Annotated in this window: 24 protein-coding genes and 1 pseudogene; 15 read left to right on the top strand and 10 right to left on the bottom strand. The window is 66.7% G+C overall.

Features of this window, described 5'->3' with window-relative positions:
* Nucleotides 1-13 precede the first annotated feature (13 nt).
* The 4 genes from Q8T13_06640 to Q8T13_06625 all read right to left on the bottom strand — a co-directional run bounded on the left by Q8T13_06640 (nucleotide 14) and on the right by Q8T13_06625 (nucleotide 3,838).
* The gene (locus Q8T13_06640; GenBank protein ID MDP3717425.1) at nucleotides 14-565 is read right to left on the bottom strand and encodes a BON domain-containing protein; all 552 of its coding nucleotides are present in this window, start codon (nucleotides 563-565) and stop codon (nucleotides 14-16) included.
* Nucleotides 566-670: 105 nt separating this feature from the next.
* Entirely contained in the window at nucleotides 671-1,678 is a 1,008-nt protein-coding gene (locus tag Q8T13_06635) for a VWA domain-containing protein (GenBank protein MDP3717424.1), read from the bottom strand.
* 143 nt (nucleotides 1,679-1,821) lie between these two features.
* A complete protein-coding gene (locus Q8T13_06630; protein MDP3717423.1) occupies nucleotides 1,822-2,694 on the bottom strand; it encodes a hypothetical protein in 873 nt (290 codons plus the stop codon).
* A gap of 46 nt (nucleotides 2,695-2,740) precedes the next feature.
* Nucleotides 2,741-3,838 (bottom strand): TonB family protein, encoded by a 1,098-nt coding sequence (locus tag Q8T13_06625; protein MDP3717422.1) that lies wholly within the window; start codon nucleotides 3,836-3,838, stop codon nucleotides 2,741-2,743.
* 173 nt (nucleotides 3,839-4,011) lie between these two features.
* On the opposite strand from Q8T13_06625, the gene Q8T13_06620 reads away from it, so the two are divergent.
* Complete coding sequence (locus tag Q8T13_06620) at nucleotides 4,012-4,323, top strand: FHA domain-containing protein (GenBank protein ID MDP3717421.1); 312 nt, start codon at nucleotides 4,012-4,014, stop codon at nucleotides 4,321-4,323.
* Here the strand turns inward: Q8T13_06620 and Q8T13_06615 are convergent.
* Nucleotides 4,318-4,890, bottom strand: a complete 573-nt coding sequence (locus Q8T13_06615) for a methyltransferase domain-containing protein (GenBank protein ID MDP3717420.1) — start codon at nucleotides 4,888-4,890, stop codon at nucleotides 4,318-4,320. The two genes, Q8T13_06620 and Q8T13_06615, sit on opposite strands and share 6 nt — an antisense overlap.
* Nucleotides 4,891-5,025: 135 nt before the next feature.
* Here Q8T13_06615 and Q8T13_06610 point away from each other — a divergent pair, with 135 nt between their 5' ends.
* From Q8T13_06610 to Q8T13_06560, 11 genes and pseudogenes are all read left to right on the top strand, one after another.
* Nucleotides 5,026-6,336: an inositol-3-phosphate synthase gene (locus Q8T13_06610; protein ID MDP3717419.1), complete on the top strand. Its 1,311-nt coding sequence runs from the start codon at nucleotides 5,026-5,028 to the stop codon at nucleotides 6,334-6,336.
* A gap of 25 nt (nucleotides 6,337-6,361) precedes the next feature.
* On the top strand, nucleotides 6,362-6,868 hold the full coding sequence (locus Q8T13_06605; GenBank protein ID MDP3717418.1) for a DUF5518 domain-containing protein: 507 nt from the start codon (nucleotides 6,362-6,364) through the stop codon (nucleotides 6,866-6,868).
* 76 nt (nucleotides 6,869-6,944) lie between these two features.
* Nucleotides 6,945-7,832, top strand: coding sequence for an AAA family ATPase (locus Q8T13_06600; GenBank protein ID MDP3717417.1), 888 nt, complete (start codon nucleotides 6,945-6,947; stop codon nucleotides 7,830-7,832).
* Nucleotides 7,833-7,970: 138 nt separating this feature from the next.
* A complete protein-coding gene (gene acs / locus Q8T13_06595) occupies nucleotides 7,971-9,935 on the top strand; it encodes an acetate--CoA ligase (GenBank protein ID MDP3717416.1) in 1,965 nt (654 codons plus the stop codon).
* A gap of 288 nt (nucleotides 9,936-10,223) precedes the next feature.
* Nucleotides 10,224-10,781, top strand: a complete 558-nt coding sequence (locus Q8T13_06590) for a sigma-70 family RNA polymerase sigma factor (protein ID MDP3717415.1) — start codon at nucleotides 10,224-10,226, stop codon at nucleotides 10,779-10,781.
* Nucleotides 10,771-11,436, top strand: coding sequence for an NrsF family protein (locus Q8T13_06585; GenBank protein MDP3717414.1), 666 nt, complete (start codon nucleotides 10,771-10,773; stop codon nucleotides 11,434-11,436). The genes Q8T13_06590 and Q8T13_06585 overlap by 11 nt, the downstream gene beginning before the upstream one ends.
* Nucleotides 11,433-12,956: a DUF3179 domain-containing protein gene (locus tag Q8T13_06580; protein ID MDP3717413.1), complete on the top strand. Its 1,524-nt coding sequence runs from the start codon at nucleotides 11,433-11,435 to the stop codon at nucleotides 12,954-12,956. The genes Q8T13_06585 and Q8T13_06580 overlap by 4 nt, the downstream gene beginning before the upstream one ends.
* Nucleotides 12,957-12,996: 40 nt before the next feature.
* Nucleotides 12,997-13,224, top strand: coding sequence for a hypothetical protein (locus Q8T13_06575; protein ID MDP3717412.1), 228 nt, complete (start codon nucleotides 12,997-12,999; stop codon nucleotides 13,222-13,224).
* 12 nt (nucleotides 13,225-13,236) lie between these two features.
* Nucleotides 13,237-13,515, top strand: a pseudogene (locus tag Q8T13_06570) (redoxin domain-containing protein).
* 69 nt (nucleotides 13,516-13,584) lie between these two features.
* Entirely contained in the window at nucleotides 13,585-14,049 is a 465-nt protein-coding gene (locus Q8T13_06565) for a protein-disulfide reductase DsbD family protein (protein ID MDP3717411.1), read from the top strand.
* A 56-nt stretch (nucleotides 14,050-14,105) separates the two neighbouring features.
* Entirely contained in the window at nucleotides 14,106-14,654 is a 549-nt protein-coding gene (locus Q8T13_06560; protein ID MDP3717410.1) for a DUF1295 domain-containing protein, read from the top strand.
* On the opposite strand, the gene Q8T13_06555 is transcribed toward Q8T13_06560, so the two are convergent.
* Nucleotides 14,651-15,802, bottom strand: a complete 1,152-nt coding sequence (locus Q8T13_06555; protein MDP3717409.1) for a diguanylate cyclase — start codon at nucleotides 15,800-15,802, stop codon at nucleotides 14,651-14,653. The genes Q8T13_06560 and Q8T13_06555 overlap by 4 nt on opposite strands.
* Before the next feature lie 220 nt (nucleotides 15,803-16,022).
* On the opposite strand from Q8T13_06555, the gene Q8T13_06550 reads away from it, so the two are divergent.
* The 3 genes from Q8T13_06550 to Q8T13_06540 all read left to right on the top strand — a co-directional run bounded on the left by Q8T13_06550 (nucleotide 16,023) and on the right by Q8T13_06540 (nucleotide 19,620).
* On the top strand, nucleotides 16,023-18,020 hold the full coding sequence (locus Q8T13_06550) for an ATPase, T2SS/T4P/T4SS family (protein ID MDP3717408.1): 1,998 nt from the start codon (nucleotides 16,023-16,025) through the stop codon (nucleotides 18,018-18,020).
* A complete protein-coding gene (locus tag Q8T13_06545) occupies nucleotides 18,017-18,844 on the top strand; it encodes a J domain-containing protein (GenBank protein MDP3717407.1) in 828 nt (275 codons plus the stop codon). Before Q8T13_06550 ends, Q8T13_06545 begins: the two co-directional genes overlap by 4 nt.
* Before the next feature lie 65 nt (nucleotides 18,845-18,909).
* Complete coding sequence (locus Q8T13_06540) at nucleotides 18,910-19,620, top strand: ABC transporter ATP-binding protein (protein MDP3717406.1); 711 nt, start codon at nucleotides 18,910-18,912, stop codon at nucleotides 19,618-19,620.
* 6 nt (nucleotides 19,621-19,626) lie between these two features.
* Here the strand turns inward: Q8T13_06540 and Q8T13_06535 are convergent, their stop codons facing one another.
* From Q8T13_06535 to Q8T13_06520, 4 genes are read right to left on the bottom strand one after another with little or no spacing between them, the layout of a single operon-like run.
* Nucleotides 19,627-20,472, bottom strand: a complete 846-nt coding sequence (locus Q8T13_06535) for a hypothetical protein (protein MDP3717405.1) — start codon at nucleotides 20,470-20,472, stop codon at nucleotides 19,627-19,629.
* Nucleotides 20,473-20,474: 2 nt separating this feature from the next.
* Complete coding sequence (locus tag Q8T13_06530) at nucleotides 20,475-21,356, bottom strand: ATP-binding cassette domain-containing protein (GenBank protein MDP3717404.1); 882 nt, start codon at nucleotides 21,354-21,356, stop codon at nucleotides 20,475-20,477.
* On the bottom strand, nucleotides 21,353-22,366 hold the full coding sequence (locus tag Q8T13_06525) for an ABC transporter ATP-binding protein (GenBank protein MDP3717403.1): 1,014 nt from the start codon (nucleotides 22,364-22,366) through the stop codon (nucleotides 21,353-21,355). Before Q8T13_06525 ends, Q8T13_06530 begins: the two co-directional genes overlap by 4 nt.
* Nucleotides 22,359-23,909 carry a methylmalonyl-CoA mutase family protein gene (locus tag Q8T13_06520; protein ID MDP3717402.1) on the bottom strand — a complete coding sequence of 517 codons (1,551 nt, stop codon included), beginning with the start codon at nucleotides 23,907-23,909 and terminating at the stop codon, nucleotides 22,359-22,361. Before Q8T13_06520 ends, Q8T13_06525 begins: the two co-directional genes overlap by 8 nt.
* Nucleotides 23,910-24,074 lie beyond the last annotated feature (165 nt).

Genomic DNA, 24,074 nt, shown 5'->3' with positions numbered 1-24,074 from the left:
TCCTGAACTCCTGTTAATTCGTTCTACGCGGCTCCATCGACGCCCGGACCTCGGCGTCGGTCTTCAGGGCGTTCGTCACTTCAAGCGCCCCGAACCCCGATGCCAGCGAGCGTGCCAGCATTCGTTCGACGTTGCTGTTGACGACGCCCTCGAGCGTCACGCGCCCGCGGTTGACGACGACGCGAATTGGGGGGTTGGCCATCATCGCGTAGTTCCAGAACGACGAGTGGCCGTAGATGGCGCGAGCGATCCTGAACCGCAGGTCATCGTCAAACTGCGAGACTGGCAGCACGCCGATCTGGTTGTCGAGTGACGCCACTCCTTCGACCTTGCGGACGCGCCTCTCGAGGTCGTCGCGCTTGTACGGCATGGTCACCCAGCCGGTGAGCCGCACTTTGCCGTCGATCACTTCGGCCGAGATGCTGTCGAAGATCGTGAGCTGCGTGTAGCGATTGACCTGGCCGGCGATGTCGTTGAACACCTGCAGGTCTTGGCGCTCTTGTGCCCAGGCGGGCGTGGTAACAACGAACAGGGCGACGAGTGCTGATGCGAGAACTGACTTCATAGTGGACCTCCCCACATGGCCATCACTACTGCGAAGAACATGCCACCCGGATATGTCCACTACAGCGGATTTGGTGATCTCGCGGTCTGGTGATCTCGTGATCTATTACGGAGTCGCCACGTAGCCTTTGCGCGCGCGCACTCGGAGCGACGGGTCGCGCACTTCGACCCGGATGGTGTGCCACCGGCCGTCCTTGAGCCCGGGGCTCGGGTAACCCAGGTAGTACTGCTGGCTCAGTTCGTCGGCGATGCTCGCCACGGCCGGATCCAGGTCGCGCGCATCGCGCACGATCTCGGTGCGGCCGCCGCTGTCGTCGGTCATCTCGCGCAACGCGAGCACGTTCAGGCGATCGTCGGCGCCACCGATCGAGTAGGTGCCGCCGCGTCCGCCGCCGCCGCCAATGGGCGGCGGTGACGGCATCGGCCGTCCGCCGGTGCCGCGACCGCCGGGAAACGGGAACGGAATGGGCAGGCGCGGTTGCGGTTGCTGAATGGGCGGCGCCGGGCGCTGGAACGTGGCCTGACCCTGGCCGTCGATGCCCACCGCGTAGACCAGCACCTCGGTTTCGCGGATGATGCGGCGGACATCGGCGATGTCGGTGCGGCTGCTGGTGTCGTTGCCGTCGGAGATGATCACCACCGCCTTCTTGCGGTTCTGGCCGCTCTGGGCCATTGGCACCGCTTCGGCAACCCCGTCGTACATCGCGGTGCCACCGTTGGGATGGATGCGCCGGACCCGGTCGGCCAATCGGTCGCGATCGTTGGTCCAGTCGAGCACGAGGTCGGCGTTGGCGCTGAAGCGGTAGAGGAAGAACTCGTCCAGCTCGTCGTTCATCATGCGGAAGAAGCGATCGATCGAACTGACCGCCGCCGACCACTTCTCGCCGACCATGCTGCCGCTGGTGTCCACGACAATGCCCAGGCTCACCGGCGTGCGGTCGGCATTGAAGTGCGTGACCTCGACCGGCTGGTTGTCTTCGTAGACGATGAAGTCGTCTTTGGTCAGCCGGCCGGCAAAGCGCCCCGACCGGTCGGTGACGGTGGCCGTCACGTTGATCAGCTCGACGCCGCTCCTGAACCGGAAGCCGTCCTGTTCCTGCGCGAGTGGACTCACGCTCGCGAGGGCGAGCAGGACCGCCGCGATTGCCAGGGCGCGGGGACCGCGCGCGCTCTGCGACTTCCACCTCCGCCAAGGCTTCGGCGGACAAGCCCGACTCCCGACTCCCGACTCCCGACGTGGGCCTTTCATAATCCCTCTCACTTCAACGTCACGCTGACGGGCTGTTCGCCCTCGGTCGCAATCGGGGTGGCGCCACGGCGATCGATGTGCGGCACCACGCCCTCATCTGTCCGGAAGCTTACGCGATAGCGCGCCACGGTCGCCGGTGCGTCGAGCGACACCACGAACGGCGACTCGTCGCCGCTGCCCAGCTTGAGGAAGTCGACGTCGGCCTTGGCGCTGGTCACGAAGGTGCCCTGGCGATCGAACAGGAACACCACCGCCGCCAGGCGTTCCACCGGCTTGCCGGCGGCCGGATTGCGAACCAGGCCCGAGACGGCGATCTTCTCGTTCTTCCGATCGTGGCGCAGCGACACCAGTTCGAGCGGGCTGTTGGGGCCCACGGCGGCCGCGCTCGTGCCGCGCGGCGCCGACATCGTCCACGCCAGCGAGCCAGCCAGGACGACCAACAGCACGGCCGCAGCCACCGCGAGCGACCGTTGCCCGCCACTGGCCTGCAACGCCGGTTCGCTTTGGGCGCCCAGGAAGCCCGATGCGTGCGAAAGGTTGCGCGACGGAGTGGTGTGCAGCGGCAGTTCGGGCACCGGCGGAGGCGCCACGAAGGCCGACCGCCGCATGGCCTCGGCCGCGACCGGCGCCGGCGCCCACGGCGCGCGCGGGCGCGGTTTTTCAACAATCACAGGGTGCGCCTGAAAACCGATGGCATCCGGCGCCAGGCCCTGGCCGCCGGAGTTCGACGCATCACCGGGAGCGGCGGCGGCGATCGACAGCGCGGCGACGCGGGCCGCCGACCGCCGCTTCTCGTCGCGCGCCAGACGCCACGCCGTCACGCTCATCACGAGCGCGACCACCAGCGAGATCACCGTTATGCCGAGCAGCGCTGTTTCCATGTTCTCCGTCCCCACAACCTTACCCGCCCGACCTGTCCGACCCGCCCTAACGAAGCCTGAACTCGACGCCGACCTGCACGACGACATCGACCGGCGTGCCCTTCATGCGGCCCGGCGAGAAGCGCCACTGGCGCACCGCCTGGATCGCGCGGTCACTCAACCCGCCGCGCAGCCCGCGCAGCACCTTCACGTCGCCGACGGTGCCGTCGCGCCGCACCACGATCTCCAGTTCCACTTCGCCTTCGATGTTCGCGCGCCGAGCCTCGTCCGTGTAGTCGGCCTTCACCTCGCGCAGCAGGCGCGGCGGTTCCACGCCGCTGCCGGGACGGAACGGTCCGCCGCCGGTGCCGCCACCGGATCCATCGCCAACGCCGCTACCGTCACCTTCGCCAAGGCCGGTGCCGCGTCCGGTGCCCGCGCCACCGCCGATGCCTGGACCCTGGCTGGGCGGCGTCGCTGGTGCTTTCGCGAGGACGCCTTCGCGGTTCTCGGCTTCCGCGGGCTTGCTGGCGATGGGCGCCATCACCGGCGGCAACATCTTCGCCTCGAGGGGCGGCGGCGGCGGCTCGGGCGGCCTCGGAGTGGGGCGCATGGGCGGCGGCAGCTTGCGCGCCGGCAGCGGGCTGCTGATTTTCTCCACGCCCTTGCGCGCGGCCTTCGGCGGCGGCGCTTTCTGCATCAACCCGCCACCTCCGCCGCCACCACCAGGTCCCGGTGAGACCAGGAACACCATGCGGATGGGTTCGTCCTTGATCGGTTCGGTTCGCTCGTCGGCGACCGCCAGCCCGAGGCTGGCAATGAACAGGATGGAGGCGATGGCGGCACCGTGCAGGCTCGTCGATACGACCAGGGGCACGGTGGTTGAATGCTTCGGGCGAAAACCTTGTGCGAAGAGCTCACGGCCCAGGCCGAGTTCGCCGGCGATGCCGACCGGGCTTCCGGCCCGCAGCGCCCGCACCGCGCGAACCGCCTCGGCCTGCGCGACGAAGCCGTCCAGCCCGGACTGCCCGCCGATGGGCGATTGAGCCGACACCGACCGGATCTCGCCGCGGGCCAGCAGGTCCAGCACCCGGGCCTCAGACACCCCGCCCGCCTCCGCGATGTCGCGGGCCGTATAGACGTCCGGAGGGAGGTTTCCAAGCATGGCTACGGTTCGTGTAAAGGCAAAAGCCTTGCCGTTGTGGCCGCCGGGGACTCAGGCTCCATGATCAGCCTTTTCGGCCTGTTTTCGTGGAATCTTTCCAATCTGGTCCCCGGTCTTTTGTGGTGCTTTGGGGACGGTGTCACCTGCCGTTCGTCCTGAGCTACCATCCGGGAATGGTGATGAGCCTGCGCATCGGCCATCGACGGTATGTGCTGGCCTACGGCAACAACACGATTGGCCGCGATCCGAAGTCCACGGTGTGCCTCAACGACTCCAGCGTTTCGCGCGCCCACGCGCGCATCACCATCAAAGACGGCGAGGCGCACGTCGAAGACCTCGAGAGCAAGAACGGCACCGCGGTGCAGAACGAACCGCTCGCCGGCCGGCGCGTGCTCGCCGATGGCGACGAGATCGAGTTCGGCAACGTCAAAGGCTGGTTCATCGTCGAGGCGGCCGACGACCCGCCAACCACGACGCATTTATGAGTTGGGGCGCAGGCCTTCGAGAAAGCGGAAACCGTCTTTCTCGGCGAGCAGCCGCGACGGCTTGAAGCCGGTGGCCGCGAGGTCGCGCAGCATGTCGTAGCCCGGCGGGCGCGAAACCGCGCCGCGGAACAGCCCGCCACCGCCGAGACCTTCCACCACTTCAACCCGCCCACCCGCGCGCACCACGCGCAGCGCGTCGCGCAGGTAGTCGAGGCGCGCGGCCGCCGCGATCGCGGCGAAGCTGCCGTCGGTGTCGTCGATGACGACCATGTCGAACTGGTCGCCGTCGAAGGGCAGGCGGCGGTCGTCGATCGGCCGCACGTCGATCAGGGCGCCGACCTTGGCGCCGACCGCGGCGGCGCGTCTCGCCGAGGCCGCATCCAGGGTCGCGACCGCGGCCGTGCCGCTCAAGCCCGCCTTGGCGGCCAGGCCTGACAGCAACGCGCGATCGTGGCAGCCCACCAGCAGGAACCGCTCGCCCATGCGGACGCCGGTCATCGACACCTGGAGCGGGTCCATCGCGCGGGCTTGGCTGGACTTGAGCAGCCGGAGAAAGATGCCGATCATGGGCTCCAGAGTAACAGGAGGTCAAGAGCTCAAGAGACCAGATCTTCAGGAAAAAGGCGCTCATGGACTCCTGATCTCCTGTTCGAGGTGTCGGCCCGAGCGGGCGTCAGCGAGGGCGCATGATATATTTCCAAGGTGAAACTTCCCCTAGAAATCGCCCCTGCCCAAGGCAAACTGGGCATCCTGCTCGTCGGCCTTGGCGCGGTCAGCACCACCACCATTGCCGGTGTCATCGCCATTCGCAAGGGCCTCGCGAAGCCGATCGGATCGCTCACGCAGATGGGCACCATCCGCCTCGGCAAGCGCACCGATGGCCGCTCCCCCAAGATCAACGAATTCGTGCCGCTGGCCAGCCTTGATGACATCGTCTTTGGCGGCTGGGACATCTTCGAAGAAGACTGCTACGCCGCCGCCTGCACGGCCGGCGTGCTCGATCGGCAGCTGCTCGATTCGATTCGTCCCGAGCTCGAGGCCATCAAGCCGATGTCGGCGGTGTTCGACCAGCGCTACGTGAAGCGGCTGTCGGGCCCCAACGTCAAGAAGGGCAAGAACAAGAAGGACCTCGCTGATCAGCTGATCGCCGACATTCGCGCCTTCAAGGCCACGAACAAGTGCGAACGCCTGGTCATGGTGTGGGCGGGCAGCACCGAAGTGTTCATGAAGGAAGGCCCGGTGCACCAGTCGCTGGCCTCGTTCGAAAAGGGGCTCGAGCTCGGCGACGACTCGATTCCGTCGAGCATGGTCTATGCCTACGCGGCGCTCAAGGAAGGCATTCCGTTCGCCAACGCCGCGCCGAACCTGACCGCCGACATTCCCGCCATGCTGGAACTGGCGGCGCAGACCAAGGCGCCGATTTGCGGCAACGACATGAAGACCGGCCAGACGCTGATCAAGACGATCATCGCCCCGGGCCTGAAGGCGCGCCTGATCGGGGTCAAGGGTTGGTACTCGACCAACATTCTCGGCAACCGCGATGGCGAGGTGCTGGACGATCCGGAATCGTTCAAGACCAAGGAAGAAAGCAAGAAGTCGGCGCTCGACTACATCTTCCAGCCGCACCTGTATCCCGATCTCTACAAGGACATCTCGCACGTCGTCCGCATCAACTACTACCCGCCGCGCGGCGACAACAAAGAGGGCTGGGACAACATCGACATCGTCGGCTGGCTCGGCTACCCGATGCAGCTGAAGATCAACTTCCTGTGCCGTGATTCGATCCTGGCGGCGCCGATCGTGCTCGACTCGGCGTTGTTCCTCGACCTGGCGAAGCGCGCCGGCCGCGGCGGCATCCAGGAGTGGCTGTCGTTCTACTACAAGGCGCCGATGCACGCGAAGGACCTCTATCCCGAGCACGACCTGTTCATCCAGTTGATGAAGCTGAAGAACACGCTTCGCTACATCATGGGCGAAGAGATGGTCACGCACCTGGTCGAGGACTACGACTAGAAAGTTGAAAGTTGAAGGTTGATAGTTGGTAGTTTCCCCGTCAAAAACCCAGCCGGCGCTGTTAGGCGGCGTGGCGATCGGCGTGCTGTCGGCACTGCCGGTCATCAACGTCGCCAACTGCTGCTGTGCCTGGATTCTGTTTGGCGGGGCGCTGGCGTCTTACCTGCACCAGCAGAACGACCCTGAGCCGATTCGGGCCGGCGACGGCGCGGTGGTCGGCGCGCTGGCCGGGGTCGTCGGCGCGTTTGTGTGGCTCGTGCTCACCATCCCGATCAGTTCGGCGCTGGCGCCGTTCCAGAGCCAGATGATGCAGCGGGCGCTGCAGAACGCGCCCGACATGGCGCCCGAAGCGCGGGCCTTTCTCGAGAGCATGTCGGCGGCGCCCGCCATCGGCGTGGGCCTGATCTTTTCGTTCTTCGTGATGCTGTGCCTCAGCAGCCTCTTCGGCATGGTCGGCGGCCTGTTTGGCGCGCTGATGTTCCGCAAGGCCCCGCCTGCGCTGCCTCCCCCAGTTCCTCCCTCTACCTTCTAGAGGGAGCTACGGCGAGGACGCCCCCTGGCCTGCCGACTGAGTAAGGTTTGCCGGCGCCGGGCCGATAACCGGATTTGTGGACTCCTCGAAGCTGCCCTATGAAGCCTTTTATGGCTTTGTCGAGCGGCCGTTCAGCCTGACGCCCGACCCGAAGTACTACTTCAGGAGCCGGTCGCACGGCCGCGCCTTCGACGCGTTGTCGGCGGGCATTGCCAGGCGCGAAAGCCTGCTGCTCGTGACCGGCGACCTCGGGGTGGGCAAGACCACGCTCTGCCGGACGGTGATGGCGTTGCTCGAGCGCAAGACCCGCGCGGCCCTGGTCGGCAACTCGCTGTTGTCGCCCGAAGACCTGCTGCGCCTGCTGTTGCAGGACCTGGGGGTGATTGCGAAAGACGAGGTCCTGCACGGGCGGCTGGTCGGCGCCACCTGTCCGGAACTGCGGCAGATGCTCGACGAGTTCCTGGCTCGGCTGCGCTCGACCAAGGACGCCGCGGTGCTGATCATCGACGAGGCCCACAGCCTGCCGTCGGCCACGGTCGAGCAGATCGTGCAACTGGCGGCGCTCGAGTCGAACCGCGAGAAGGTGCTGCAGATCCTGCTGGCGGGCCAGCCCTCGGTCACCGGCGGCCCGACGCTGCCGCGCGCGCTCGATGAACGGCTGTCGACCCGCGCGAAGCTGTTGCCGCTCGAGCGCGACGAGTGCGAACGCTACGTGAGCCACCGTCTCACCATTGCCGGCGGCGCCGGCGTCACCTTCAGCCCGCCCGCGATCGACGTCATCTACGGCCTGTCGGGCGGGGTGCCCCGGCTGGTGAACCTGCTGGCCGAACGCGCCTTGCAGGAAGGCGCCACCCAGAACGCCCGCCGCATTGAGCCGACGATGATTGAGTCGGCGGCCTCGGCGCTGCAACTGCTGAGCCTGCGACCGAAACGCTTCCGCTGGTTCGGGACACAAACCCGATAGTTCAATCACAGGGTTCAACCACGAGGGTTCTACCACTGGGTTCAATCACGATGGTTCTAAGAACCTCCGTGGTTGAACCTCCGTGGTTGAACCTTCGTGGTTGAACCACCGTGATTGAACCAGGAATATACTGCCGTCATGTCCGACCCGGTTTCCCCAGAGATCGAAGCACTCCTCAACGAACATCGCAGCTTCCCACCGCCGCAGGCCTTTGCCGCCGACGCGGTGATGAACGATCCCGGAATCTACGCGCGGGCTGCGAAAGATCCCGAGGCGTTCTGGGCCGGGTTTGCGAAGGAGCTCGACTGGATCCAGCCCTGGTCGAAGGTGCTCGACTGGAACCCGCCCGATGCCAAGTGGTTCGTGGACGGCAAGATCAACGTCGCCGCCAATTGCCTGGATCGTCACGCCAGGTCCTGGCGCCGCAACAAGGCCGCGTTCATCTGGGAGGGGGAGCCGGGCGACCGCCGCACCCTGACCTATTTCGACCTCTACCGCCAGGTCTGCCAGTTCGCCAACGTGTTGAAGAAGCTGGGCGTGCAGAAGGGCGATCGCGTGGCGCTCTACATGCCGCTCGTTCCCGAGCTGGCCATCGCCATGCTGTCGTGCGCGCGCATTGGCGCGGTACACTCCGTCGTCTTCGGCGGCTTCAGCGCCGAGTCGCTTCGCGATCGCATCAACGATTCGTCCTGCAAGGTGCTGGTCACCGCCGACGGCGGCTGGCGCCGCGGGCAGGTGGTGCCGCTCAAGCAGATGGCCGACGAAGCGCTCGAGGGCACGCCGTCGATCGAGCACGTCGTGATTGTGCAGCGCCTGCAGGGATCGCCGCTGCCGATCCACGTGAAGGAAGGCCGCGACCACTGGTATCACCGGCTGATGCAGGATGCCTCGTACGACTGCCCGGCCGAGCCGATGGATGCCGAGGACATGCTCTACATCCTCTACACGTCAGGCACGACCGGGAAGCCCAAGGGCATTGTTCACACCACCGGCGGATACCTGGTCGGCGCCTATGCCACCACCAAGTGGGTGTTCGACCTGAAGGAAGACGATGTGTATTGGTGCACGGCCGATATTGGCTGGGTCACCGGTCACAGCTACGTGGTCTACGGACCGCTCGCCAACGGGGCGACCGTCGTGATGTACGAAGGCGCGCCCGACTGGCCGAAGAAAGATCGCCTGTGGGAGATCGTCGCGCGCTACGGCGTGTCGGTGTTCTACACGGCGCCCACGGCCATTCGCGCGTTCATGAAGTGGGGTACCGACTGGCCGGCACGGCACGACCTGTCGTCGCTGCGCCTGCTGGGATCGGTCGGCGAACCGATTAATCCCGAAGCGTGGATCTGGTATCACCTGCACATCGGCGGCAGCCGTTGTCCCATTGTCGATACCTGGTGGCAGACCGAGACCGGCGCGATCATGATCACGCCGCTGCCGGGCATTACCAGGACCAAGCCCGGCTCAGCGACGCACTCGTTCCCCGGCATCAGCGCCGAGATCCTGACCGACAAGGGCGACCACGTGCCGGTGGGCGGCGGGCTGCTTGCCATCACGAAGCCGTGGCCGTCGATGCTGCGAACCATCTACGGCGATCACGATCGCTACCAGACGCAGTACTGGAGCCGCTGGGGCAAGGACATCTACTTCACTGGTGACGGCGCGAAGAAAGACGACGAGGGCTACCACTGGCTGCTTGGCCGCGTGGACGATGTGCTGAACGTGGCGGGACATCGCATTGGCACGATGGAGGTCGAAAGCGCGCTGGTCGATCATCCCAAGGTGGCCGAGGCCGCGGTGGTGGGTCGCACGCACGAGATCAAGGGCCATGCGATTGCGGCCTTTGTCACGGTCAAGGAGGGCGTTCACCACTCCGAGTCGCTGGCCGACGATCTCAAGCGCCACGTGGCCCACAAGATTGGCGCCATCGCGCGGCCCGACGACATCATCTTCTCGGCGGACTTGCCCAAGACGCGGTCCGGCAAGATCATGCGGCGCCTGCTGCGCGACATCGCCGAAGGCAAGGCGTTGGGCGACACCACGACGCTGGCCGACCCATCCGTCGTGGCCAAGCTCAAGGAGCAATATGAGTCGCAGGAGCCTTAAAGCGACTACCATCGAAGCTATGTCGACCACTCGAACCCTCAAGACGGCGCTGTCCCAGTTTGTTACAGGCGTGGCCCAGTTCTGGGAAGGCTACATGCAGAAGCCAACCGCCTGTTGAGGGATGGATCCAGTGTCCTTGGAGCAGGACGCACGGGCGCGCTACCGCGCCACTCTCGAAGCCGAAACCCCGCCTGACCCCCGTCGAGTCGACCTCGCTCGGCCCCGCCCCTGAGACCGCCGGCATCTGTAACCGAATCGCGGAGTGCTTCGTAGAAGTCCAATAAGGGGATGACCCCAGAGCAGGAACATGAGCTGACGTTGCTCATGACGGCGAGCCAGCGCGGCGACCGATCGGCGTACGACGCCCTGTTACGGGGGCTCGGTCACGTCGTCAGGCTCTACGTGTGCCGTCGGGTCGGGCAAACGCCGTGGGTCGACGATGTCGTCCAGGATGTGCTGGTGTCGTTGCACCGGGCGCGGCAGACCTGGAACCCCGAGCGGCCCTTCGCGCCCTGGTTCTACGCGGTGCTGCAGAGTCGCATGATCGACGCGATTCGCCGGCACAAGCGTACGGCCGCGTGGGAGGAACCCATGGACGCGGTGCCGCCGGTGGTGTGGTCACACACGCCAGAGGGTGAAACCATTGCTCGAGTCGACCTGGCGCAAGCGATGCGACAGTTGTCGCCGGCCCAACGCGTGGTGATCGAACGCCTGAAGTTGATGGAGATGTCCGTGAGCGATGTCGCGCGGGAGACCGGGATGAGTGAAGCCAACATCAAAGTGATTGCCCACCGCGGCTACGCGGCGCTGAGAAAGTTTCTGGCGGGAATCGGCTATGGCAACTAACGACGTGATCGACGCCCTGGTTCGGGATCTCGAGCCGGTGTCACCGCTCCCGCTGCCCTCCGTCCGGCTACGGCGGTGGCTGATGGCCTCGGTGGCGGTGGGTGCCGCCTCCGTCGCGGTCCTCGGACGCCGCGGCGACCTGGCCACGAGCGTGTTTGCGCAACCCTTTCAGGCCCACGTGGCGTTGCTGGTACTCGCGGCCGTCAGCTCGGCCGCCGCGGCGTTGGCGTTGGCGATTCCAGGCGAACCCGTTGACAGGTGGCGCCGCGCCGCGCCCGCGATCGCCCTGGGCGCATGGCTGGCCTGGCTCGCCGGAGAGCTGATGCCGTTGGCGGCGGCCGGCGGCGCCGCCTGGCCAGAGGCCGGCTGGGGCTGCGTCGCGAAGGCGTTCGCGATCGGTGCCACGCCGGGCCTGCTGCTGGCGATCATGGTGGGACGGAGCGCGCCTGGCGACGTGCGCGCCACGGTCACGTTCGCGGCGTTGGCGGCGGCCGCCGTCGGCGCGCTCGGCGTTGAACTTACCTGTCCCCTGGACGGCCCCATGCATCTCCTGCTCTGGCACGCAGGCCCGGTGATGGCCGTAGTCCTGTCGGCGGCCGTGTTTGGTCGGGCCATGTTCACGGCGTTCGCCGGGCGAACCGAGGTCCGGCGATGATGCGCGCGAGCCTGGTGATCACCGCGACACTGCTCCTGTTCAGCCAGGGCAACATGCGGGCCCAGGTGCCGGGCCCGCCGCCGCTCGAACTGTTCTTTGCCGCGACCTCACCGGACGATCGCGTCGCACGCGCGGCCCTCGACGCGCTGTCCAAGCAGTGGCGCGACTCGTACACCCCGATGATCATTGACATGGCCCGGCTGCTGCGGCCGGCGCCCCGTCCCACCGCGCCATCCGGTGGCGCCGACATCGGCGCGCAGCCCACTGATGGTCCTGACGACGGCGACGATCCCGGCTCGCGTTTGCTCGGTGCGGAACTGGCGGCGGCGGGCGGAACTGGCGTGACGCGTGAGTCGATGATCCGCTCGCGATTGATCTCGTTTCTCGAGAAGCAAACCCGAAAGCGATTCGACTTGTCCCTGAACGGCTGGCGGGCGTGGATGTGGAGCCTGCCGTACGAGCCGCATCCCGAGTACGCGCAGTTCAAGGGCATGGTCTACGGCGGCGGCGTTGACCCGCGCATGCAGCGATTCTTTCCGCCCGGTGCGAAGAGTTTGATTCGGCTCGACGAGATCGATTGGGGCGGGGTGACCGTCAACGGCATTCCCCCGCTCTATTACCCCAAGGTCATGTCAGGCGAGGAGGCACGCTACCTGCGCGACGGCAATATCGTGTTTGGGGTGGTCGTGAACGGCGAGGCCCGCGCCTACCCGAAGCGCATCCTGGCCTGGCACGAGATGGCCGTCGACAAGCTCGGCGGCGCCGAGATCACCATCGTCTACTGCACCTTGTGCGGTACCGTGATTCCGTACGACAGCGTGGTCGGCGGCAAACGCCGCGGTTTTGGTACGAGTGGCCTGCTCTATCGATCGAACAAGCTGATGTTCGACGAGGAGTCCATGAGCCTGTGGTCCACCCTCGAGGGCAAGCCGGTCGTCGGTTCGCTGGTCGACAGCGGGCTACAGATGACCTCGCACGCCGCGGTGACCACGACCTGGGGCGAGTGGCGCGAGACGCATCCGAAGACGACCGTGCTGTCGCTCGACACCGGTCACAAGCGGGACTACGGCGAGGGCGCGGCCTACCGCGACTACTTTTCGAATGACCGGCTGTATTTCGAGGTCTCGAACAAGGACCGCCGCCTGAAGAATAAGGACGAAGTGCTGGTGATGCAGGTCAGGCCGGCGGCTGGCGGCGAGGCGCAGCCGGTGGCGATCGTGGCCGACTTCCTCAAGCGCACCCCGGTGTTTCCCTTCGAAGTGGCTGGCCGCCGGTTGCTGGTGGTGACCACGCCGAAGGGCGCCAACCGGGTCTATGCCGTGGGCGGCCACGACGTGGTGTTCCAGTCGCGACCCGTTACCGGCGACCTCGTCGACACCGCCGGCCGAACCTGGCGGCAGGGCGAAGACGCGCTCACGCTGACGGATGGGTCGATCGCGTTGCCGCGTTTCGTCGCCCAGCGCGCGTTCTGGTTCGGCTGGTACGCGCAGTACCCGGAAACTTGGTTGCTTGGTCGCTAAACACTTCATGTATCTTCAGGCTGCCCGAGGCGTCTTACCGATGATGAAACCCCGATTCGCGCTCACCGTGTTGACCGCCGTGGTGGCGGTTGCGGGCCTGGCCGGCCAGGCGCCGCCGGCAGTCGATACTTCCAAGGTCGGTCCCCAGATCGGCGCCGTCGTCCCGGCTTTCTCGGGCACCGACCAGTTCGGCAAACCCCACACCCTCGCGTCGGTCATGGGGCCGAAGGGCGCCATGCTGGTGTTCTTCCGCTCCGCCGACTGGTGACCGTACTGCAAGACGCAGCTCGTGGAGCTGCAAAGCCGCCACGCTGACATCACCCGGCAGGGGCTGGGCCTCATTGCGATCAGCTACGACAGCGCCGAAACCCACCGGCGCTTCTCGGCGTCGCGCAGCATCACGTTTCCGATCATCGCCGACCCGGGCTCGGCCATCATCAAGCAGTACGGCCTGCTCAATCAGGGCGTCGATCCGAAGTCGACGACTTTTGGCATTCCGCACCCGGGCACGTTCATCGTCGATCGCAAGGGCGTGGTCGTGTCGCGGTTCTTCGAGGACGCCTACCAGGAGCGGTACACGACAGCGACCATCCTGTCGTCGCTCGGGGCTGGGATCGGCGGCGGCACGGTGACCGCCGACACCGCGCACCTCACGCTGACGGCGACCATCAGTGACACCACCGCGGCGCCGGGCGAGCGCCTGTCGCTCGTGGTGGACGCCTCGCCAAAGCCTGGCATGCATTTGTACGCGCCAGGGAAACACACCTACCGCGTGGTGCAGGTCACGATCGATCCCCAACCGTGGTTGCGAACCCACGACACGGTCTATCCGGCGTCCGAGATCTATCACTTCAAGCCGCTCGACGAGCGGGTTGAAGTCTTCATGAAGCCGTTCCGCCTGCGCCGCGACCTGACGCTGCTGGCGACGCCGGCCGCCCAAAAGCAACTGGCCGCCATGCCATCGGTGACCATCACGGGTGCGCTCGACTACCAGGCGTGTGACGACAAGTTGTGCTACAACCCCGCGCGGGTACCCTTCAGCTTCACGGTCGAAATGAAGCCGCTCGATCGCCGGCCACCCGGGGAGCGCTAGCAACCAAGACCGGGGGTGGAAGGCCGAAGGCAACGTCGCTGCCCTATAATCCCGCCGTGGGGTTCGAGGGTCCGGCCAACCTCCTGGAATGGGTGCTGCTCGCCTCGGGCCTGGCGGCCTTCGTCGTCATGGGAATCGGCCTGCAGAAGTTCTTTATCACGCCCACGCCCGCTGAACGGCAGGCGATTCTGTTCCAGGAATCAGCCATTGCGGTCGCGGTGCTTCACTGCGTCGGCATCATCACCCGCGACAGCCCCGGCGATTCCTGGACCGTGACCGGCATTGCGTTGTACGTGCTCGCGGTGGCCCTGTTTCTGGCGGCCGTGGAAGCCACCGGCGACGTCATGCTGCCCCGTGCCTTCGCAGCCAGCGAGGCGGCCACGCCGCTGCTCACGAACGGCGTCTACCGGCTGTTTCGTCACCCGGTCTACCTGGCGTACTCCCTGGCCTGGGCGGCAGCGCCGATCGCGACGCACAGCCCGACACTTGGCGTGACCGCGCTCATCATGATCGTGCTGCACGTGATCGCGGCGCGCCGGCAGGACCGGCTGCTGGCCGAACGGCGCGGAGCAGAGTATCGCGCGTACCGCCGCTGGTGGCGCTAGCGGGCGCGATCGGACCCGGACGCGCGCGCCATCAGTTCAACCGCTGCCCGTTCGAGCCGGACGTGTCGGCCGGCCTTGACCGGCTCGAGCTTGCCTTCGGCCACCAGTGTCTCGATGCCGTCGAGCGTAGTGCCAAGGCGTTCGGTCGCTTCCTCAATCGAGATCAGCCGCGGCAGCAGTTCCACGTGCTCGACGCGATTACGGCCGCCGCCCTTTGCACGCACCAGTGCCGCTTCGGCTTCGGACACGAACCGCACGTGGTCGATCGGCTCGCCTTCGAGCGCCCGCGCGCTCGTCACGGCCACGGACACCGTCACCGCCGCCCGCTGATCGGTCCGGTAATCGCGAAACGTGAGTCGGTCCTCGACCATGACCCGCGTGCGATCCGCCAGGGTGAGGGCATCGGCCGGCGTCGTCTCCGGCAGCAATACCGCGATGGTGTCCTCGGCATAGCGCACGACCCAGTCGTGCTGCCGGAAGTAGGCACGCAGCAGGATGCCCATCCGCTCGAGGATGCGGTCGCCGACGCCGTAGCCATGCCGGCTGTTGAGCCCCGACAGGTCGTCGACGTCGATCAGCATCATCGACAGCCAGTGCTCGAAGCGCTCGGCGCGGCAGCACTCCTTCGGGAGCACGGCATCGAGCACCGGGCGCGTATGCAGGGTCGTCAGCGAATCCTCGATCGACGAACGCAACGGCATGTGTACCGAGCGGGTCGTCCACGCCGCGAGCAGATCGAAGGCGGCGCGCCGAACGATCTGCGCGGTTTGCGGCCAGGGCTCGGTGTTGGCGCCGACGCGCGGGTCGAGCGACAGCTCGTCGATGCCGGTGCCCATCGCGATGTGCACGAACGTGAACAGCTGTTCCGGTGACACCTCGCGTTCAGCGACAACCGCGGCCAGTTCGCTGATGCCGGGGCCCCGCGAGTCGAGCCGGCTGTCGAGAATGGCATCGCCGAGCAGCCGCGTGACCAGGTTGCCGAGGCGGATGCAATAGTCGGCATCGAGGCGCCGCGACCCGCTGGTCAGCGGAAAGGTGGCCACCGTGTCGGCCACGATGACGTCGCGCCGATCGGCCAGGAGTTGGGCAACGTGACGGCGCAGGTCGACATCGATGCCCTGGTCGACGCCGGCCTCTTCGCGGTTCATATCCACATTTATCTACAGCACAGCGTAATCCCTGTAGGCCCTATGGCGGCAACCCCGCTTGGCCGAAAGAGTTAGGGGATGCTCCTTCGGAACCATCGGTGTGCGCGGAATTGCACGGTCCGGCCTGAAATGGCCTGGCGGACGAGGTTGCGTCGGTCATACGCCCTTTCTATGATGATTTGCACTGACGGATTTGTATCCGCCAGACCAGAAGGGAACGATGCGCAAGAAGCTCGGTGAGTGCCTGATTCAGGCGGGCCTCATCACCGAAGAGGACCTGCAAGCCGCTCTGGCGGAGCACAAGCGCACGGGCGAACGCCTCGGCGCGGTCCTCGTGCGCTTGAACCTCGCCAGCGAGCGCCAGATTGCCAAGGCCCTGGCGTACCAACTCGGCTTCCCGTATCTCAACCTCGCTGAGAACCCGCCCGACACCGTCACGGTAACGCTGATTGCGAAAGAGGTCGCGCTCAAGCGGTCGTGCGTGGCCGTGCGCCTCGACAAGAACCTGCTCACCGTCGCGATGGCGGACCCGCTGCTGTTCAGCCTCGTACAGGACCTCGAGTTTCAGACCGGCTATCGCATCAAGCAGGTGGTGGCGACCCGCGCCGACATCCTGGAGGCGATTGCCGCCGGCTATCCCGACAAGGCCCTGATGCGCACCGGCAGCTCCCAGGCCGGCGTCCTGGCATCGCGCGCCGCGCGCGACCCGAAGGCCAGCGGCGAGTCGGCGCTGATCCGGCGGCCCGATGATGATGGCCTCGAGCCGATTGCCGGGCTGAAGGAGCGCAGCGAGGCGGCGCCGATCATCGACCTGGTTGACCTGGTCGTGAAGAGCGCGATCAAGGCGGGGGCCAGCGACGTGCACGTCGAGCCCATGGAGAAAGGCGTCCTCATCCGCCACCGTCTCGACGGCCTGCTGAAGGAAGTGATGGACCTGCCCAAGTGGGTCCACGAAGGCCTGATCGCCCGCCTCAAGATCATGGCGGGCATGGACATCGCCGAGAAGCGGCTGCCGCAGGACGGCCGCGTCCGCGTCGCCACCGAAGAAGGCCGGGACGTCGACTTCCGCGCCTCGACCCTGCGCACGCTGCACGGCGAGAAGATGGTGCTGCGCGTGCTCGACCAGAACCGCGGCGTGCCGCCGCTCGAAGAGCTGGGCTTCTCGGCCCCGGCGCTGAACGATCTGCGCGGCTTCCTCAAGTTCCAGCACGGGATGATCCTGGTGGTCGGCCCCACCGGCAGCGGCAAGACCACCACGCTGTGCTCGGCGCTGATGGCGGTGCAATCGGAGCGGACCAACGTCATCACCATCGAGGACCCGATCGAGTACCAGCTCCCGGGCATCAACCAGACGCAGGTCAACGAGAAGATCAAGCTCACCTTCGCCAGCGCCCTGCGCTCGATCCTGCGCCAGGACCCTGACGTGATCCTGGTCGGCGAGATTCGCGACAACGAAACGGCTCGCATTGCCATGCAGGCCGCGCAGACCGGCCACCTCGTGCTGACCACGCTGCATACCGATGACGCGCCGTCGGCGGTGACCCGCCTCACCGACATCGGCGTCGAGCCGTACGTGATCGCCTCGGCGACGATCGGCGTGGTCGCCCAGCGGCTGGTCCGGCGCCTGTGCGCCGCGTGCCGGCGCCAGTACACGCCGCCGCCCGACACGCTGCGCGCGCTCAACATCACCGAAGCCGAGGCCGCCAACATCCCGTTCTATCGCCCGGTCGGTTGCGACGCCTGTCACCACACCGGCTACAAGGGCCGCATCGGCATCTACGAGGTGATGAAGATCACCGACCGCATCCGCCGCATGATTGCGCAACGGGCGTCGGAAGACGCGGTCCGCGAAGTGGCGCAGTCCACCGGCATGCTCGCCCTTGGTGACGATGCGCTGGCCAAGGTCAAGGCCGGCGTCACCACCGCCGAAGAGCTGCTGCGCGTGGTCACCGAGGTGCGCGAGATGCGCAGCATCTGTCCGGGCTGTAGCGGGCCGGTGGCGCTCGACTTCGTGGCGTGTCCGAACTGCGGCCGGCGGCTGAGCGGCGCCTGCCCGGGGTGTTCCCGCAGCCTGCAACCGGGCTGGACCTTCTGTCCCTACTGCGCCCGCGGCACCGAGGGACGCAGCGAGCGCCGCCTGCGCGAACGCAAGGTCGCGCGCGAACTGCCGGCGGCGGGCATGACCAACGTCACTGAGTTCAAGAAGGGCATGCCCTGAAGACCCACTACGACCTGTTGAGCGTTGAGCCCACTGCCGACGCCGACACCATCAAGAAGGCGTTTCGCCGGGAAATTGCCCGCTACCACCCTGACAAAGTCGTCCACCTGGGACCCGAGTTTCAGGAAATGGCGGCCACTCGCGCGGCCGAGCTCACGGTGGCGTACAAGACGCTGAGCGACCCGGTGCTCCGCGCGCAGTACGACGCGGGTGCCGCTGGGGTCGCGCCGCCGCCCGGTGCCGGGGCCGAGTCCGCGCCGCCGACGCCACCGCCCCCCACAGCCGAGGCGCACGACCCGCCGCCGGTGGAATCGGATTCCGCCGAGCCGCCGCCTCCGGGCAAGCGGCTCTTCGAGACCGAGCGCGCCGGCCGCGATGTGATTGTGCGCCGCGCCATCACCGCCCGCGTTCGCGGCATCGTCGAGTCCCTGTTCGGCCCAGTCGAGACGCCCGATGTCCGCGGGTTCGACACCGCGCTCGTGCCCGTGGCCAAGCCGCGCTTCCTGGGCAGTCACCCGCCGCGCGTGCTCCTGAAGGTCTGCGACCTCGCCGATGCCACCGCCATCGCCGAGGCGTGGAACGCGGCCTCGCGGTCGCGGGTGCACGCCGGCAAGTCGCCGGTGGTGGTGCTGCTGTGCGGCCGGCAATTGCCGCCGCCGGGGGCGCTGCGCCGGGCATTGGACGGCACGGCGCGCCAGCGCCAGGCACCAGGCGGCCCCCACGAGATGGTCATCGTGATCGTCAAGATCGGCGACTGGTCTTGCCATACCCAGGACGACCTGCCGGCGACGGTCCGCAAGCTCATCGACCGGATCTGCGAGTGAAACCGCCGTTCCGGAAACCCGGGAGCCTGTTCTGACGTCTAGGTTGGTAGACTTCTCATATGCCGATGATTGAAACCCGGGACCTCTGGAAGACCTACGTGATGGGCGACGAGGAAATTCATGCCCTGCGCGGGGTGTCGATTTCCATCGAACGCGGTGAGTACGTAGCCATCATGGGGCCGTCGGGCTCCGGCAAGTCGACGCTGATGAACCTGATCGGTTGCCTCGACACGCCCAGCAAGGGCACCTACCTGCTGAACGGCAAGCTGGTCAGCGAGATGAACGACAACGAGCTGGCCCGCATCCGCAACGAGGAAATCGGGTTCGTGTTCCAGACCTTCAACCTGTTGCCGCGCGCCTCGGCCCTTCACAACGTGGAGTTGCCGCTGGTCTACGCCGGCATGTCGAAGACGGCCAGGCTCGAGCAGGCGAAGGCGGCGATCGAGAAGGTCGAGTTGACGCACCGCATGAGCCACAAGCCGAACGAGTTGTCTGGCGGCCAGCGCCAGCGCGTGGCCATTGCCCGCGCCCTCGTCAACAACCCGTCGATCCTGCTGGCTGACGAACCGACGGGCAACCTCGACTCGAAGACCGGCGTGGAAATCATGGCGCTGTTCGCGCGCCTGCACGAAGCCGGCAACACGATCATCGTCGTGACGCACGAACCCGACATCGCGGCTTACGCGCATCGGGTGATTGCGATTCGTGATGGTGAGGTGGCGAGGGACGTTCGGCAGACACCTCACGGCGGTGAAGTTCACGCCGCCCACACCTAGCAGCGCCTACTGCGGCAGAATCCGCGCCGCGGTCTGGAAGCGCCGGTAGTTGGTGTATTTCGCGGTGCCGGTGCCCTGGCTGTTCCGCTCGACGAAGAAGGTCTCTTTCATCTCGGATGGCACCAGCAGGTCGAGGGCCGGGACCTCCTTGAAGTCCACCCGGATCACCGCGCTGAATTGCCGGAGGCCAAACCGCGCATCGCGGGCGTTGACGTTGGCGCGCAGCAACCTTCCTGACTCAGGTTCGACCCACGCCCAGACCACCGTCTTCATGTCCCCGCCGTTCGCCTGCTGGATGACGGTCGGTGTCGCAAACTCGTCGAGGCGCAACACCACCGTCTGGACGCCACGGATCTTCTCCCGGCCCGCCAGCTCCTGGGCAAAGCGATGCCGGTTGCGCGGATGCAGCAGTTCCAGCGGCAGGTTGGGCAGGTTGATGGTGCGCGGCGCGCCCAGGTTGTGGGCGGCGCTATCGGCCAGCAGCAGCCGGGCCTGGTCGTAGTCGTCGCTCGCGCCCTCGGCCATCAACTGGCCCAACGGCACGCCGTGATCCTTGATCGCCTTGTCGTTGACCTTGACCACCCGCCGAAAGCCCAGCCACCCGGCGTCGCCGGGCAGCGCGATGAACGCGACTTCGGAACGGATGCGGCGGTGCGTGACCCGCCGTCCCCCATAACCCTCCTGCATCCGCTGCGTCATCTCCTCGTCGGCCAGGAGCGTGCTCAGCTTCGGTTCGTACGCGAGCAGGTATGCGTCGAGCTGATCGCGAAGGGTAACCGCGTCGGGTGCCTGCGCGGCCACCAATGTACCGAGGACGAGGGCCGCGAGCAGGGCACCGGCAGATCGGGGCATGACTACACCGCGGCGAAATGTCCTTCGGCAACCTGCCGGAGCGGCGCGTCGTGTGAGACCAGGGCCGGATCCAGTTCGATGCGGGCGCGCGGCGCGTCGGGATCCGTCGCCGGCACGGCCGACAGCAGGGCCTTGGTGTAGGGGTGCTGCGCGTTGGTAAAGATCTCTGGTGTGTTACCCATCTCCACGATTCGTCCCAGGTACATTACGGCTACCCGGGTCGAGATGTGACGGACCAATCGAAGATCGTGCGCAATGAACAAGTACGTCAGCTTCAGCTGGTCCTGCAGGTCCATCAGGAGGTTGATCACCTGCGCCTGAATCGACACATCGAGCGCCGAGACCGGTTCGTCCGCGATGATGAACGACGGGTTCAGCGCCAGTGCCCGCGCCAGGCCGAGGCGCTGCCGCTGGCCGCCGCTGAACTCGTGGGGGTAGCGATCGAGGTGCGCCGGATCGAGGCCGACCAGCTTGAACAGGTCCGCGACGCGCGCTCGCCGCTCCGCCTTTGAGCCAATCGAATGAATCACCAGCGGCTCTTCAACGATGGTGAAGGCACGCATGCGGGGGTTGAGCGACGAGTAGGGATCCTGGAAGACCATCTGCATGTCGCGCCGGGCCGCGCGCATCTCGGCGCCGGAATAGCCCAGCACATTCTTGCCGCGGAACAACACCTCGCCCGACGTCGGCTCGATCAGTCGCAGCATGCACCGGCCGGTCGTGCTCTTGCCGCTTCCTGATTCGCCCACCAGCGCGAACGTCTCGCCTTCGTTCACCACGAAGCTCACATCGTCCACCGCCTTGACGATGGTCTTGGCGCGGAAGAGGCCGCCGCCGCGTCCGAAGTGCTTGACGAGGTTCTTGACCTCGACCAGGGGCGTCACGGGTGGCCTCCGTGGAGATAGCAGCGCACGGAATGCTCCGCGCCCACGCGGGGAGGGAACGCTGTTGCGCATACGTCCATGCGAGCGCCGCAGCGCGGGGCAAACGAGCAGCCCGGTGGCAACGACCCCAGGTTGGGGACGGTGCCGTCAATGGCCTGCAGCCGCGAGCCAGCGAGGCCGCCCGGAATGGAGGCGAGCAGCCCGCGCGTGTACGGGTGCTTGGGCTGATGGAAGATCTCGCGCACGGTGCCCTGCTCGACAATGCGGCCGGCGTACATCACGGCGACCCGATCCGCGGTCTCGGCAATCACGCCGAGGTCGTGGGTGATGAGCAGCAGCGACAGGTCGAACTGCTGCTTCATGTCGCGCAGCAGGTCGAGCACCTGCGCCTGCACGGTGACGTCCAGCGCCGTCGTCGGCTCGTCGGCAATCAGCAGCGGCGGTTTGCAGGCGAGGGCAACTGCCATCATCACGCGCTGGCGCATGCCGCCGGATAGTTGGTGCGGGTAGTCATCGACGCGCTTTTCGGGGTCGGTGATCTTCACCGCGCGCAGCAACTCGATCGCGCGGTCACGGGCTTCGGTCCGCGAAGCCAGCCCGTGGACGATCAGGGCCTCGGCGATGTGCGCGCCAACGCGCATCACGGGGTTCAGTGCCGCCATGGGTTCCTGGAATACGAAGCCGATGCCGGCGCCGCGCACCTGCCGCATCTCCGGCTCCGGCAAGGTCGCCAGGTCGCGGCCCTGGAACAGGACGCGGCCGCCGGCGACACGGCCGGGCGGCTGCAGCAATCCGATGATCGAGAAGGCGGTGACCGACTTGCCGCTGCCCGATTCGCCCACCAGCCCAAGCGTTTCGCCCTTGCGGATCTCGAACGACACGTCGTTCACGGCCACGACCGGCCGCGGCGTGACGTCGAACACGGTCGTGAGGTTGTCAACCTTGAGCAGGGGTTCACTCCGGTCCCCACCCGCCCAACCGGCCTCACCTGGCCGACCTGCCTTAGTCAAGGCTCACTTCGCGGTACTCGCCAAACACGCCACGCAGTGTATCGGCAATCTCCCCCACGGTGGCATGCGACTCCACGGCGGCGACAATTGGCGGCACCAGGTTGTCGGACGTCCCGGCGGCGCGGGCGATCTCGTCAAGGGCCGCCTGCCAGCGTCCCTGGTCGCGCGTCTGGCGCACGTGGCGGGTCCGCTGCACCTGCTGCGCCTCGAGCTCGGGATCCACCTGGAATACTTCGATGGTGGACTTGTCTTCGGTCTGGAAACGATTGACGCCGACGACCACGGCTTCGCCCGCGTCGATGGCCAGCTGTGCCTTGTAGGCCGATTCCTGGACCTGGCGCTGGATGTAGCCGGCCTCGATGGCGGCGAGCGTGCCGCCCACGCCTTCGATGCGCGCGATCAGCTCGCGCGCGCCGCTCTCGATGTCGTTGGTCAGCCTCTCGATGTGGTACGAACCGGCGAATGGGTCCACGGTATTGGCCACGCCCGATTCGAAGCCGATGATCTGCTGCGTGCGCAGGGCGATGCGCGCGGCATTCTCGGTGGGCAGCGCCAGCGCCTCGTCGCGGCCATTGGTGTGCAGCGACTGGGTGCCACCGAGCACCGCCGACAAGGCCTGCACGGCCACGCGCACGATGTTGTTGTCGGGCTGTTGCGCCGTCAGCGTGCTGCCCGCCGTTTGCGTGTGAAAGCGCAGTTGCTGGGCCCGCGGGTTGGTGGCGCCGAAGCGATCCTTCATGATCCGCGCCCACAGCCGGCGAGCCGCCCGGAACTTCGCGACCTCCTCGAGAAAGTCGTTGTGCGCGTTGAAGAAGAACGACAGCCGCTGGCCGAACGAATTCACGTCGAGACCGGCATCAATGGCCGCCTGCACGTAGGCAATGGCGTTGGCAAACGTGAACGCCACCTCCTGCACCGCGGTCGAGCCGGCCTCGCGGATGTGATACCCGCTGATCGAGATGGTGTTCCACTGCGGCACCTCGTGTTCGCAGAACGCGAAGATGTCGGTCACGATGCGCAGGGATTGGTGGGGCGGGTAGATGTAGGTGCCGCGCGCGATGTATTCCTTGAGGATGTCGTTCTGGATGGTGCCCGACAGCTGTTTCGGCGCCACGCCCTGGCGCTTGCCGACCGCGATGTAGAGCGCCAGCAGGATGATCGACGTCGCGTTGATGGTCATGGACGTCGACACCTTGTCGAGCGGGATGCCGTCGAACAGCGTGGCCATGTCTTCGATCGAGTCGATCGCGACGCCGACGCGGCCGACCTCGCCGGCGGCCAGCGGATGATCGGAGTCGTAGCCAATCTGGGTGGGCAAGTCGAAGGCCACGCTCAGGCCGCTGACGCCCTGCGACAGCAGGTAGCGATAGCGCTGGTTCGACTCCGCCGCCGTCCCAAACCCCGCGTACTGCCGCATGGTCCACAGCCGTCCGCGGTACATGGTCGGCTGGATGCCGCGCGTGAACGGAAACTCGCCGGGGTAGGCGAGTTCGGTGTCGGGGTCGAAGGCGGCCAGGTCCTCTGGGGCCGCGTAATTGCGCATCACTGGATTGTAGTGGGCGCGGCGCTTTCGCGCCTTCGTCGGCCTCGGGGCTTCGCCCCATCGTGGGGTCGATGGGAAGGGGCTCCCCGACGAGCGCCGAAGGCGCGAGCCCCACCAGGGCGCGGAGCGCCCGAGCCCCAGGAGGCGTCAAAGCCGCCGACCCCT

Source organism: Acidobacteriota bacterium, assembly GCA_030697165.1.
Classification (GTDB): domain Bacteria; phylum Acidobacteriota; class Vicinamibacteria; order Vicinamibacterales; family UBA2999; genus 12-FULL-67-14b.
Note: the sequence above shows the minus strand (reverse complement) of the source record. Positions and strands in the feature narration are given on the sequence as shown.